Source organism: Dietzia sp., assembly GCF_036741115.1.
GTDB lineage: Bacteria > Actinomycetota > Actinomycetes > Mycobacteriales > Mycobacteriaceae > Dietzia.
This window is the reverse complement of the sequence record NZ_DAINST010000025.1, coordinates 1-13,453: the sequence shown is the minus strand read 5'-3', so window position 1 is coordinate 13,453 and position 13,453 is coordinate 1. Positions and strand designations below refer to the sequence as shown.

Annotated in this window: 11 protein-coding genes and 1 pseudogene; 9 read left to right on the top strand and 3 right to left on the bottom strand. The window is 67.9% G+C overall.

What is annotated here, in order from left to right:
* The 6 genes from V7E05_RS05785 to V7E05_RS05760 all read left to right on the top strand — a co-directional run bounded on the left by V7E05_RS05785 (nt 1) and on the right by V7E05_RS05760 (nt 6,462).
* A complete protein-coding gene (locus V7E05_RS05785; RefSeq protein WP_333618723.1) occupies nt 1-1,713 on the top strand; it encodes a hypothetical protein in 1,713 nt (570 codons plus the stop codon).
* A 177-nt stretch (nt 1,714-1,890) separates the two neighbouring features.
* Nucleotides 1,891-2,739 carry a pyrroline-5-carboxylate reductase gene (gene proC / locus V7E05_RS05780; RefSeq protein WP_333618722.1) on the top strand — a complete coding sequence of 283 codons (849 nt, stop codon included), beginning with the start codon at nt 1,891-1,893 and terminating at the stop codon, nt 2,737-2,739.
* Nucleotides 2,740-3,064: 325 nt separating this feature from the next.
* Entirely contained in the window at nt 3,065-3,277 is a 213-nt protein-coding gene (locus V7E05_RS05775; RefSeq protein WP_333618721.1) for a helix-turn-helix domain-containing protein, read from the top strand.
* 151 nt (nt 3,278-3,428) lie between these two features.
* The gene (locus tag V7E05_RS05770) at nt 3,429-3,530 is read left to right on the top strand and encodes a 30S ribosomal protein bS22 (protein WP_003855542.1); all 102 of its coding nucleotides are present in this window, start codon (nt 3,429-3,431) and stop codon (nt 3,528-3,530) included.
* Nucleotides 3,531-3,747: 217 nt separating this feature from the next.
* Complete coding sequence (locus tag V7E05_RS05765; RefSeq protein ID WP_333618720.1) at nt 3,748-5,334, top strand: NAD-dependent epimerase/dehydratase family protein; 1,587 nt, start codon at nt 3,748-3,750, stop codon at nt 5,332-5,334.
* Between the two features lie 6 nt (nt 5,335-5,340).
* Nucleotides 5,341-6,462, top strand: a complete 1,122-nt coding sequence (locus tag V7E05_RS05760; protein WP_333618719.1) for a lysophospholipid acyltransferase family protein — start codon at nt 5,341-5,343, stop codon at nt 6,460-6,462.
* Here the strand turns inward: V7E05_RS05760 and V7E05_RS05755 are convergent.
* A complete protein-coding gene (locus tag V7E05_RS05755) occupies nt 6,459-7,646 on the bottom strand; it encodes an HAD family hydrolase (RefSeq protein ID WP_333618718.1) in 1,188 nt (395 codons plus the stop codon). The two genes, V7E05_RS05760 and V7E05_RS05755, sit on opposite strands and share 4 nt — an antisense overlap.
* Nucleotides 7,647-7,855: 209 nt before the next feature.
* On the opposite strand from V7E05_RS05755, the gene V7E05_RS05750 reads away from it, so the two are divergent.
* Together V7E05_RS05750 and V7E05_RS05745 are read left to right on the top strand one after the other, a co-directional pair.
* On the top strand, nt 7,856-8,131 hold the full coding sequence (locus tag V7E05_RS05750) for a glutaredoxin family protein (protein ID WP_333618717.1): 276 nt from the start codon (nt 7,856-7,858) through the stop codon (nt 8,129-8,131).
* Between the two features lie 74 nt (nt 8,132-8,205).
* Nucleotides 8,206-10,026: an LEM-3-like GIY-YIG domain-containing protein gene (locus V7E05_RS05745; protein WP_333618716.1), complete on the top strand. Its 1,821-nt coding sequence runs from the start codon at nt 8,206-8,208 to the stop codon at nt 10,024-10,026.
* A 141-nt stretch (nt 10,027-10,167) separates the two neighbouring features.
* On the opposite strand, the gene V7E05_RS05740 is transcribed toward V7E05_RS05745, so the two are convergent.
* Nucleotides 10,168-11,730, bottom strand: coding sequence for an AMP-binding protein (locus V7E05_RS05740; protein ID WP_333618715.1), 1,563 nt, complete (start codon nt 11,728-11,730; stop codon nt 10,168-10,170).
* Between the two features lie 172 nt (nt 11,731-11,902).
* Nucleotides 11,903-12,313, bottom strand: a complete 411-nt coding sequence (locus tag V7E05_RS05735; protein ID WP_333618714.1) for a hypothetical protein — start codon at nt 12,311-12,313, stop codon at nt 11,903-11,905.
* A 518-nt stretch (nt 12,314-12,831) separates the two neighbouring features.
* Between V7E05_RS05735 and V7E05_RS05730 the strand changes: the two are divergent.
* Nucleotides 12,832-13,453: pseudogene (locus tag V7E05_RS05730) on the top strand (glutamyl-tRNA reductase); the annotation flags it as partial.

Below are 13,453 nucleotides of genomic sequence, written 5' to 3'. Positions count from 1 at the left end.
GTGGCATCCAGGGAACAGTCACGGCGAGGAGGCGGCTCGGAGGAGTCGATCTCGGTAGCCGAACTGCTCAAGCGCATGGGCCAGGGCTCGGAGACCGAGCAGGGTGGCTCCGGCGCGTCGAGCTCCCGTGGTGGCGACGGGGCCTCGCAGTCCGCCCCCCACAGCTCCCACCGTCACCGCCGTGCCGAGGGCACGGGCGTGAGCGTCTCCGAACTCACGGGATCGAACCCGCGCGTCGGCGCGGATGGTCAGCCCGTCTCCGGCCGAGCGGCACGTCGCCGTGCGCGTGAGGAAGAGCAGCCCACTACCTCCCCGACGGCGCAGGCAGCCCCCGCGGCGCCGTCCGCGCCCTCTGCTCCCCAGGCTCCCGCCCAAAAGCGGCAGCAGACCGGCGGCGGCGCAAACGCCGCCGGCGCGTCGGCCCCCTCGGCGGGTGCGCAGGCATCTGGTGCACAGCAGCAAGCTGCACAGCAGCAGGCGACGCAGGCACAGGGTTTCCAGGCTCCGAGCGCGCGGCAGGATCCCGCGAAGTCGGCTCCCGCCGAGCCGCGGATCGCCCCGCGCCCGCGGACGACCCGCCCCGCCGACGGCACCCCGGCCAACGGTTCCACCAAAACCCCGATGCCGCCGAAGCCGAGCACGGGCGCCGCGCAGCCGAACACCGGTAAGTCCGGTGCCGGTGCCGCCGCCGCGGGCACGGCAGCCGCAGGAACCGCTGCGGCCGCGGGTGCGGCCGGCGCCGCAGCTTCGCGTGGGACGCAGCAGTCGCAGCCCGCGCAGCCGAAGAGCGCGCAGGGTCAGAACCAGCGGGCGCAGCAGCAGAAGTCCCCGTTCGACGGCGGCCAGGTCTCGCAGACCCCGCCCGCCGGCTCGAACGCGCCCACCACGGATATCTTCGGCCGTCCCTCCGGGGCGGGTTCGTCGACGGGGCCGCTTCCCAAGGTCAACGTCCCGCAGGATGCGGTCAAGGGTCGCGGCGCCGCCAACGGTGCGCAGCAGGGCCAGGCGCCGGCCGGCGCGCAGCAGGGCAACCAGGGGAAGCACGGCAACGCTGCCGCCAAGCAGTCCGGCAAGGCCGCGCAGCAGGGAACGGGCTCCGGCGATCACCGGGGCGCGAAGACCGCTGCCGTGGCCGGAGCAGCCGGCGTCGGCGCCGCGGGGGCGGGAGCTGCGGCATACGCCGCGGGCCGCGGCCACCACGGCGACAAGTCCGCTGCCGACCCCTCGACGTCGCGCGTGGAGACCGGCGGGGACAAGGCGAATACGGCGACTGGCGTCATGCCGAAGGTCGGTGCGGACGGGGCCGAGCGCTCGGGCCGCGATGCCCAGGGCCGCGAGCTCCAGGGCCATGACACACACGGTCATGGCACCCAGGGCCATGACGCCGAGCACGACGGCTACTACGGCGACGAGTACTACGACGAGGACCACTGGGACGATCGCCCCCATCGCAGCGGCTTTGCGCAGTGGGCGCTCCTCGCGATCCAGGTCGTCGCGGCGGCCATCGCCGGCGCCGCGCTCTTTGTCGCCTTCGAGCTCCTGTGGAGCGACCTCAAGTGGGTGGCTCTCGCGCTGGCCATCGTCGTGATCATCGGGCTTGTCTCCATCGTGCGCGTCCTGCGTCGTGGCGCCGACTGGGTATCGATCGGGCTGGCCGTTCTCGTGGGCGTGGGGGTCACATTCGGGCCCTTGCTGCTCAAGGTGCTCACTTAGCTGCCTCGTGCCCAGCGGGTTCTGCCCCGAGCGAATCGTAGAACCGGCGTCGTCCCCCTAGGACGACGCCGGTTCTACTTTTGTCGGGGCCGCCGACTGCGCCTCCGCGCCGCCTGCACCTCCGTGTTTCCCGCACCTGTGGTGCTCGGCGCCGCGGCGGCATGGCACTGTGGGGACATGACACGTATTGCGATCATCGGCGGTGGCAAGATCGGCGAGGCCCTCATCGCGGGGCTCCTCGACGGCGGCTGGCCGCAACAGGACATCGTCGTCGTCGAGCAGTCCGAGAAGCGGGCGGCCGAGCTCAAGTCCCGGTATTCGATCATGACCTCCGAGCTCGGCCTCGCAGCCGAGGGCGCCAACGTCATCGTCGTCGCGGTCAAGCCCAACGACGTGCCCGATGCCATCGACAGGATCGACGAATCGATCTCCGACAGCGTCCACGAGGCGGTCGTCGTCTCCCTGGCGGCCGGCGTGCCTACCGAGGCCATCGAGGCGCGCCTCTCCGCGGGCTCTCCAGTCGTGCGGGTCATGCCGAACACGGCGATGCTCGTGGGGCAGGGCACCTCCGCGATCTGCAAGGGCCGCTTCGCCCGCGCCGAGCACATCGAGATCGTCGACAAGATGATGCGCTCGGTGGGGCGCGTGGTCGAGGTCAAGGAAGGACAGATGGACGCGGTGACGGCGCTGTCCGGATCCGGCCCGGCGTACTTCTTCCTCCTCGCCGAAGCTCTCATCGACGCCGGTGTCGAGAAGGGGCTCCCGCGCAAGACGGCCGAGACCCTCGTGCTCGGCACCGCCTCGGGCGCAGGGGCGATGCTCGCCGCCGAGGGCGCCGATCCCGCGGCGCTTCGCGGTGCCGTGACCTCGCCCGGCGGCACCACCGCGGCGGCACTGCGCGCATTCGAGGTGGGCGGCCTCCGCGGCACCGCCTACGAGGCCGTGACGGCGTGCTACGACCGCTCCGTGGCCATTGCCGAGGAGGTGCGCAAGGGGATGACCGACTCGCTCGCCGACGAGGGCTGAGGCCTTCGCAGCCGTCCACCCGGCATCGCGATCCACACCGCGATGCCCGCCGGGGCGCGGACCTGGACGTAACACTGTTGCGCCGGGCCGGACCCCGGTCTCATATGTTGGGATCTTCCGAGAATTCCTCGGCGGGAAATCTCTCAGAGGAATCGCAGGTCAGGTTCCTGAGAGGCGCCGAAAGGCGAATGCGCACGTGCAAATTCGCCCACACACGTCGCATTATTCACACCTTTCACGCTAGGCTCTTCCCAGAGCACGCGCGTGTCAGTACCGCAGGAGGGGAAGCCTGCGGCACGATGCGTGCAGTTAAGGAACGGTATAGATGAGTCCAGCTGATTCGGGCGCAGGTGCGTCCAACGCGTCGCAGTTTCTCACCGTCGCCGAGGTGGCGTCGCTCATGCGCGTATCCAAGATGACCGTGTACCGGCTCGTGCACTCCGGAGAGCTTCCGGCAGTCCGCGTGGGACGCTCGTTCCGCGTGCACTCCAAGGCGGTCTACGAGTACCTCGATACCTCGGTTTACGACGCCGGCTAGATCGCCCCGCCAGGGCGCGATTTCTTATCGGCGAAGCGCGCTGGGTAGTCTTGACGGGTCGATAAGGCTGCCGGGCTCGCTGGCCCGCGGCCGAGGCGTCCCGCATACTCGCCCGGGCCGCTCGAGAATCTTACGAGGAGGAGGAACGTCTATGGGTTCCGTTATCAAGAAGCGCCGCAAGCGCATGTCGAAGAAGAAGCACCGCAAGATGCTGCGCCGCACGCGCGTTCAGCGTCGCAAGCTCGGCAAGTAGGGCCACCGCCAGGCCGGTGGGCCCTGCGCCTTTACTCGATGCCCGCACCACGAGGTGCGGGCATCGGCGTATTTCCGAGCCGGCGTCCTGTGCGGTGCGTGGCCTCGTGTGGGCCCTCGGTGCGCCCAGTTCGCATGGCCACCGAAATGTAAGTCCGGACGATTGCCGGATAGTGCGCGGACCCGGCAAGGCATTCACTACAATCGACCAGGTGAATGTGGCAGAGGTGGTTGGAGCGAGCGGGGACGGGCATGCCGTCCGCGCCGTCGCCGTCATCGGCGCGAGCCGATACCTCGGCGCCCATCTCGTAGGCGCTCTCCTGCGCGAGCCGGGCATCGAGAAGGTCGTCGCGATCGATTCGCGCAAGCCGTCCGCCCAGTTCCGTCGCCGCATGGGTGAGGCCGAATTCCTCCGTGTGGACCCGCAGTCCCCACGAATGCAGGGGCTGCTCCGCGAGGCGGGGGTGGACACAGTCGTGCACGTCGGGCTCGACAACAACGATTTCGCCCCGGGCGGCCGTGCGGCCGTCAAGGAGAGCAACATCATGGGCTCGATGCACGTGATGGCCGCGGTGGGCCGCGCGGATGAGGTCAAGCGCTTCGTGCTCCTCTCCTCGACGAGCGTGTACGGCTCGAGCGGCATGGATCCCGCGCGCTTCTCCGAGGACATGGCGGCGCGCCGCAATCCGGGTAGCGGCATCCCGCGGGACTACCTCTCGGTGGAGGGATACGCCCGAGGGCTCAACAGGAAGCGCCCGGACATCGAGGTCACGATCCTCCGGATCCCCGCGATCATCGGCCTGCCCGAGCCCACTGTCTTCGGCGAACTCATACAGCCGTCGCTGTCCCCGGTGCTCGCCGGTTACGACCCGCGCATCCAGCTCCTCCACCCGCAGGACGCGCTCGAGGCGCTCGTGCTCGCCACCCGCCGCGGGCCGGGCGGCACGTTCAATATCGCCGGGGACGGGATGGTCACCCTCTGCCAGGCGATCCGCCGTGCCGGGCACATCCCGGTGCCTGTGCTCGCTCCGCTGTTCCGCGTCGCTTCGGGCTTCTTTACCGGCGATGGGCTGCGCCGCATCGGCTCGGCGCAGCTTCAGTATCTGCGCCACGGGCGGGGAGTGGACACGCGCCGGATGCGCGAGGTGTTCGGTTTCGAGCCGAAGTACACCACGGACGAGGCTCTTGCGGCGTTCATCAAGGACGGCGGCATCGAGCCCATCGTTTCGGTGAAGTCAGCGCGCGCGGCCGTCAGGGCCGCGACGGTCGCGCTGCCGAGGGTTCTCCACCCCGCGGTCTTCGAGGGCGTCGATCGCGTTCTCGCCGAGCTAGCGGAGTCCGACACGGCGGGCCGGGAACCGGCGAAGGTCGAGCCGGGCAAGGTGGAGTCGGGCAAGGTCGAGCCGCCGAAGGCCGAGGCGGCTGTCGCGGGCGGCGCGGAGCGGAACGGCGCTGCCGCCCGGCGAGGCGGCGCTGGATCTGCTGCTAGCCCGGCCAAGCCGACCGCTGCCGCTACACCGCAAGCGGTGAAGCCGGCCGCGAGGACCGGCGGATCGGGAAGCGGGCGGGGGAATGCGAGGTCCGCCGTCACTGCTGGGGCGAAACCCGCAGCTGCCCGCACGGGCCAAGGCGGTGCTGCGGCGGGCACGAAGTGGCCGGCACCGAACCGCAACCCCGCCAAGGCGGCGGCGACTCGTGGCGCGCAGACGGCCGGCGCGAAAACAGCCGGTGCGAAGCCCACGGCTACGACGCGCACGGCGGGGACCACGGCCGCATCGCGGTCGAACGACATCGAGGAGGCGTAGAGCCATATGGCCGGACCGGAGTTCGATCTCGGGGCACGCAACGCCGACGAAGAGGTGCGCTGGAAGGTCGTGGGCGAATCGTTCACGGGAACCACGAGCCGCTCCGATGCCGCGGCGGGCGCCGTCGGGCAAACCCTGGAGCAGATCGTCTCGACCGCGAAGGAGGTCGGCCTGCACCTCGCCGACGTCCTCGCTCTGGACCCGAAGGCGGCCAGCGAGCTCATGGAGCCGATCCTGCGGGCCGTGGACAAGGCCGATGTCGCGCTCGCCACGGGCGAGGCGGTGTTGCTCAACAGCCTCGCAGAGGCTATCGCGCAGGTCGGCGAGGTACTCGCCACGCGGCTCACGGGCCGCTATGAGATCGACGATTTCGGCTTCGATGCGCACTTCCAGGAAAAGATCTGGCTGCCCATCTGGCGCCCGTTCTTCGAGAAGTGGTTCCGCGTCGAGGTGATCGGCGCCGAGCACATTCCGAGTGACGGCTCGGCCCTTATCGTCTCCAACCACGCCGGCGTCCTGCCGATGGACGGGATGATGACCATGGTCGCCGTCCACGACTACGCTGGCCGCAACCTCCGCATGCTCGCCGCGGACCTCGCCATGGGCATCCCCGTGGTCGCGCCGATCGCGCGCCGCGTCGGCGCGACTCTCGCCTCGGCCGCCGATGCCGAGGCGCTGCTCACGAGCAACGAGATCGTCGCCGTGTGGCCCGAGGGCTTCAAGGGCCTCGGAAAGCCGTTCGGGGACCGCTACCGGCTCCAGCGCTTCGGCCGCGGGGGGTTCGTCTCCACCGCGGTGGCCTCGGGCGCGCCGATCATCCCGCTGTCCGTCGTCGGGTCGGAGGAGATCTACCCGAAGATCGGCGAGGTTCCCGCGCTGGCCCGTCTACTCGGCCTGCCGTACATGCCGATCACACCGACGTTTCCGCTCATGGGCCTGCTCGGCGCGATGCCGCTGCCGACCAAGTGGATCATGGAGTTCGGCAAGCCCATCGAGACGGCGCAGTATGGACGCGACGCGGCGGACGATCCCATGATCGTCTTCGAGATCACCGACCAGGTGCGCGAGACCATCCAGAACACGCTGTACCGGAACCTCGCGCGGCGCGGAAGCGTCTTCTTCGGCTAGCGCCTGCGCCACACAGCGAAGGCCCCGCCGGCCGCCGCTGCGGCGGCGGTGCCCTGCAGGCCGATCTTCGCGGCCTTACGCATGGTCCGGTAGTCCTTGATCTGCCAGCCGTTCTTTCGCGCGGCGTCGCGCAGCTTCGAATCCGGGTTGACCGCCACCGGGTTGCCCACGAGCTCGAGCATCGGCAGGTCGTTCGAGGAATCCGAGTACGCGTAGCACTTCTCGAGGTCGAATTTCTTCTGCGCCGCGAGCTCGTCGACGGCATAGGCCTTGCCGGGGCCGTGCAGGATGTCGCCGACGAGACGGCCGGTGTACACACCGTCCACGTGCTCGGCGACCGTGCCCAGCGCGCCGGTCAACCCCAACCTGTCGGCGATGACGGCGGCCAGCTCGACCGGCGTGGCCGTCACGAGCCAGACCTGCTGTCCTGCATCGATGTGCATCTGCGCCAGGGCCTTGGTGCCGGGCCAGAACTTATCGGTGATCGATTCGTCGAAAATTTCCCTGCACAGCTCGTCCAGTTCGGCGGTGGAGCGCCCCTTGACGAAGCCGAGCGCCCGCTCGCGCCCGGAAGACACATCGGACATCGACTCCCGCCCCGAGACGCGGAATTTCGCCTGCTGCCACGCCATCCGCGCGAGATCGCCGGAGGTGAAGAACTTGTGCTTCGCCAGCCCGCGGGCGAGGAGGAGGACGGACGCGCCCTGGATCAGCGTGTTGTCGACGTCGAAGAACGCGGCCACTGTGGGGTCGGGCTCGACGACTTCCTTTTCTCTGATGACGTTCGGAGCTGTGGGGGGTGTAGCCGCCGACTCGGAGGAGCGCGACGTCTCGTCGCCAATTTCTGCTCTGGCGTCCGCTTCCGGCGCCGCGACGTCCCCCGGCTCTCCCGTGACGATCCCCGCGTGCTCGATATCCCGTGACGAGCGTTCCGGTGGGGTCTTGCCCTTCGCTGCGAAGCGCTTGGCCCGTGCGTCCTCGTCCGCCGTGCCGAAAGCCTCGACGTCCTCGGAGGAGCGCGCCTGCCGATCGACGCCCACCGCGGCGGCGGCCGAGGCCTTGCCTGCTTCCACCTGGCTCTTCTCGGAACCTCTGGGGAATGCTGCGCGGACCGCAAGGCCGAAGACCCGGGCCTTCGACGGGATCATCCGCCCCCAACCGCGGGGCATGTCCTCGTCAGACAAGACGGGTCTCCTTTGCGCTCGCGGATATGGAGGGCGCGGATTCGCGAGAGCTCCGCGCGATGCACCCATGATAGGCGACTTCGCTCCGGAAATGGCGCGAGCGCCGGAGCCGGGACGGGCGGGGGAAGTGTGAGACGAGCCTGTCGTGGGGCCGGAGCAGCCGCCCCGCGCAGCGCCGCCCTGGTCGGCCGTGGTGCACGATAGACAGCATGCGTATCGACACGAACTCCGGCGCCGGCGCGGCTCCCACGCACACCGTGATACTGCTGACAAGACCTGGTTGCGGCTCTTGCGTCCGCGTGCGAGAGCAGATCGCGCCCATGCTGGCCGAAGAGTCGGTCCCGCTCGAGGTAGTGGACGTCGAGAATGACGCCGAACTGCGGATGGAGTTCGGCGACCGCCTCCCCGTGGTCCTCCTCGACGGCGAGGAATACGCGGCCTGGGAGGTCGAGACCGAGGAGCTCCGCGCCGACGTCCGCAGCTAGGGACGGCGCCTGCTGCCGCAGACCCCGCAACTTTCGCAGTCGAAATGTCGTACCAGGTGGATAAATTCTCGCTCATGGAAACTGCGGACAAGTTCGACGAGGAACTCGACGCGGCGTGGTCGGCGTTTACCGCCGACTCGGCGCGTCTCATCGCTTCGATCGAGCGGGACGAGATGGCGATCTTCGAATTCGACATGCTTGGCGAGCGCGTGTCATCTGTCGTCGTCAACGAGCCTTTGGACGGGTTCTACCAAGTAGATCTGCTCTGGGAGGACGAAAGATGGCAACACGGCCTCGGGCGGCGTGAGGCCTACCTATTGATGTTCATCGGTTGGGACCCGCCCGAAGGCGGTTCGAGTGGAGTCCCACACTGGCACTATGGAGCGCCGGTCGGCGACGAGTTCGACCTGGCGGAGCTGATCAAGAAAACTCTCCGCTCGATTTTCGGAGTACCTCACCCAGTCTTCCTGAATCCGGATGATGTTCCACACGAGTCTCGACTGGTGGAAGGCGTGCGAAGCGAGCCGGCGGCGATCCATGCGAATTGCTTCTCGAGTCACGGCCAACTCGTGGATGCGGTCTGCCGAGCCGTAAGCGTCGAGATTCAGGATTTGGACCGAGGCTCTGACGTCTCGAGCTTCTCGGCATCAGGGCGTTCTGGATTGGCGATCAGACTGTCCGTTCTCGGGGTGGACTGCGTCGGTTTGTCCGCGAGTCTCGGCGAGTCACCGATTCCGCAGGCTCAGTGTCTTGAGGAGCTCGTAGAACACTTAGGGCGCTATGCGGATTGCGAGTTCACGTTCGAGGGCGGCGCACTCGTTGTAAGTTCGCTCTATCTGGCAAGCCCATTAGTCGTGTACCAATTCGCCCATTGGTTTGGAGAATTTGAATCTGCGGTATTCGGGGCTTCATGCCATCTGGACACCTTGCACGAAAAATCAATCACAGCACTCGGAAGGGGCGGGGAAGAAATGTCTGACCCAGTGGAGGAGCCCGTGGACGCCAAACAGCATTCGGACGAAGGGCGATTGCCGAACCGGTTTCCGCCCGGCGTAGCGGAGAAGCTTGGGACGTACGTCTACGCTTTGCGGGATCCTCGGACGTCGAAGATCTTCTATGTCGGCAAGGGGAATGGTGAACGGGTCTATCAGCATGTTTGGGCCGCTCGCGGAAATGCCTCTGCAGTTGATTCTCAAGAACTGGGCGAGATCGCAAGCCATGACGGGGCGGAGACGACGTCGAGGAAGAACGAGAAGATCAACGAAATCTATGACGCCGACAACGCGGTAGACCACGTGATCCTCCGACACCGAATCGAACCCGGCGAGAATCCGGATGATGAAGCGTTGGCCATCGAGCATGTGCTGATCCGTGCGTTGAGGGAGCACGAAGGCGGCGAGTTCCTCACGAACGTTGTCGAGGGACATAGCAAGACCGAGAACTCGTCCGCCCCTGTCGGCGAGCTCATCGCTCTGTATTCCGCTCGTCCGCTTCCGCGACCTCTGCCCGAGCGCGGCGGAATCGTCGTGATCAATCGAGCGTGGAATTGGCTCCTGTCAGGCAAAGAAGAGGACAGGAAAGGTCCCGATGGCATGCCGACTACCGAGGCGATTTTCGATGCGGCCAAGCAATATTGGAAAGTCGGCGCGGACACTCGGGAGTCGAAGGACGTGCCCATTTTCGTCGTAGCGGGCAACGTTGTGCGGGCGGTCTTCACAGCGCGTTCCTGGAAGAAGAAGCCGTACTCCAGGGGGCACAAGACGTCATGGGAGTTCGACGGGGAACCTACTGAGGAGTTTCGGGACTTCATCGGATGCGCCCTTACACCGGCCGATGTTGGTCGCACCTCTTGGCGACAGCACGGTTGGCACCCGATTCGCCCCGACGCCGTGTAGTCAGGGCCAGGGAATGGCGGTCGGAGCTGACTCAAGCCTTTGGGTGCCGGGGCTCTCATTCGTCGCTACGAGCCCGATACATCGATGGGTCGAAGTGGTGAAGTGCACAGGGACCTAGCGAGGAGTGGGCGGCCTACGCCGTCAGGACTGGGGCCAGTACTTGTCGCGCAGGAGACGCTTGTAGAGCTTGCCGGTCGCGTGCCGCGGTAGGGAATCGGCGAATTCGATCCGCTGGGGGCACTTGAATTTCGCGAGTCGTTCGTAGAGGTGGTCGAGGAGGGTGCGCTCGAGCTCGGGGCCGGGTTCAGCGCCCTTGGCAGGGACGACGACCGCGTGCACGGCCTCGCCGAGTTCATCGTCGGGGATGCCGAAGACCGCGGCGTCGGCGACGAGCGGGTCGACGATGAGCGCGTCCTCCGCCTCGCGCGGGTAGACGTTCACACCACCGCGGAGGATCAGGTCCGAGCGGCGGTCGGAGATATAGAGGTAGCCGTCCTCGTCGAGGTAGCCGATGTCTCCGACCGTGCTCCAGCCACGCTCGTCGTGCGACTCCGCGGTCTTCTCCGGCGCGTTCCTGTACTCGAACTCGGGGGAGTCCTCCGACCAGATCTGGCCGACCTCGCCGGTTGGCAGCTCCTCGCCCTCGGGGCCGAGGATGTGCGGGACGCCGACGATCGGCCGGCCCACGCTGCCCGGATGCTCGAGCCACTGGGACGAGGTGATGGAGGTGAAGAGGTAGCCCTCGGTCGCCGAATAATACTCCTCGATCACGGGGCCGAACCAGTCGATCATCGCGCGCTTCGCCTCGATGGGGCACGGAGCGGCGGCGTGGATGACACAGCGCAGCGAGTCGACGGCGTAGCGGCGGCGGACCTCTTCGGGCAGCTTGAGCATCCGCACGAACATCGCCGGCACCATCTGCGTGTGCGTGACCCGGTACTTCTCGACCAGCGCGAGGGCCTGCTCCGGATCGAAGTGCTCCATGATGATGCACGTTCCGCCGACGCGCTGCACCGCCATCGTGATGCGCAGCGGTGCGGCATGGAACAGCGGCGCAGGGGAGAGGTAAATGCTGTCCGCGGCGATGCCCCACAGCGAGTAAAAGATCGTATAGAACACCGGTGGGACACCGAGCGGTTCGAGCGGGAGCGGCGACATCACGCCCTTCGGCCGGCCCGTCGTCCCCGAGGAATAGAGGAAGTCGACGCCCTCGCGCTCGTCGACTTCCGTGTCGGCCGGGGTGGAGGCGAGGGCCGCCGTCAACGTTTCGAACCCCGCGGAGCGCGACGCCTCCGTCCCTACCCCCGCGATGGCGCGCACCGGCATGTCCGGCGCATCCGGCCCCATGACGCCGATGGCCGCGGAAGCGGTGTCCGCGAGGGCATCGGTGCAGAAGAAGGCGCGGGTGTCGGAATCGCCGAGGATGTACGCGACCTCCGGCGCGGTGAGCCGGGAGGAGATGGCGACGTAGCGCATGCCCGAGCGCTGCGCCGCCCACGCGACCTCGAGGAGCGCGCGATGGTTCTCCATGAAGATGGCGACGGTGTCGCCGTGGCGGAGTCCGCGCGACCAGAGCAGGCGAGAGATCGCGCGGGACGACTCGGTGAGTTCGCGGTACGTGACCTCCTCGCCGCTGCCGGCCATTACGAACGCGATGCGCTCCGGGTCTGTTTCTGCGATCGCATCGGGAAACATGCTGCTCATCGGCCAACTCCAGTGATGGTAGTCCGCAGGGGTAAGGCCGAATGTATCAAATATGTGATACCGATCACAGGGCCTTTCGGGGCTCCGGAGGTGCCGGGAGTTCCCGAGCGTGTGCCGCCGCGCGGCGGCGGATCCCAGCGGGCGCCGCGCGGCGGCGCCCCGGACGGCGCTACTACGCCGCCATGCCGAGGATCACGTTGACCACCACGAGCGCGCCACCCAGGTAGACGAGCAGGGCGCGCGGCACGGCGGTGCGAGTGGCGGTGCGGCCGTTCGCCGTCAGGGGAGACGAGCCGTCCACCCCCGCTCGGCGCTGCCCCGCGGTCGCCACCTCGAACAGCGCGACGACCGCGAGCCCGACCAAGATCTTGAACCCGAACAGCATGTGATCGAGCTCGCCGGCATCGGGGTCGGAGGTGAGATACGCGTAGAACGCGATCCCGATGATCAGCTGAAGACGAGCGCCCCACAGCATGATCGGGTTCGACGCGCCGCGGTTGTAAGCGGCGACGAAGAAGCCCCCGAGTACGGCGGCGAGACCGAGGAGATGACAGAACAACAGGAGATCGAAGATGGGGCCCATGTCGGGTGAGTCTAGGCGACGCCGCAGGTGAGGGCCTATTCCGCAAAGAAGCGGCGGGGGGACTAGCCCAATGCAAGGCGGAGCGCAAACCCATACCAAGTGCCGCTTCTGCGTTTGGTTTCGGGGTGTGGCTGGGGTTAACGTGTTCGAAGAACAAGGCGACGAGAGCGCGGCTCGCAGGCGCCACCGGAGGGACTCCCCGAGTCCGTCTATCCGGTGTCTGCTAATGGGTGGTGTTCTTGTTGGTGGCGTGTCCGGCGCGGCCTACTGGATGCACACCACATGCGTTGGCGTAACCAAAGGAGACGGTCGCACGTGAAGTTCGGGCAGAATCTGCCGCGCGGCAGCAAGCAGCGCGCAGGACACCGTGCCCCTTCCGGTGTCGGTATCGCCGGGAGATTCGTTACCGGCGAGGCTCCCGCGCCGTCTCCTGTTCCCAGTTTCGCACGCGACACTTTCGCGTCCGCGTCCGGCCCCACCGGCCCCTCGTCCACCCCCGCGCGCATGGGGGCGAGCGCGTGAGCGGCAGCGTGCTCGTCGTCGGGATGTCCTACAGCTCGGCCAGCGTCGCGATCCTCGAGCGTGTCTCGGTCGCGGACTCCGAACGGGACGGAGTGACGGCGCAGCTCCTCGAATCCCCTTCCGTCCGGGAAGCGATGCTCGTCTCGACCTGTAACCGCGTCGAGGTCTACGCCGAGGTCGAGGCCTTCCACCCGGCCCTGGAACACATCACGGCCGCGCTGGCATCGCAGGCCGGCCTCTCGGTCGACGCCATCGCGGATGCCGTCTACGTCCGGTACGCGCAGTCGGCGGCCGAGCACATCTTCAACGTCGCCTCCGGGCTCGATTCCCTCGTGGTCGGCGAGCAACAGATCATCGGGCAGATCCGCACCGCGTACCAGGCGGCCGCCGAATCCGGCGCCGCGGGAACCACGCTGCACCGACTCGCCCAGCGGGCGCTGCACGTGGGCAAGCGCGTGCACACCGAGACGGCGATCGACTCCGCCGGCGCCTCGATGGTCACGCTCGCGCTCGGCCGCGCCGCCGAGGCGCTCGGTTCCGTCGGCCCGGCGCCCCTCGGCGCCGAGGGATCCGACATGGAGGCGCTCGCTCTCGGCGGGCGGACGGCCGCCGTCATCG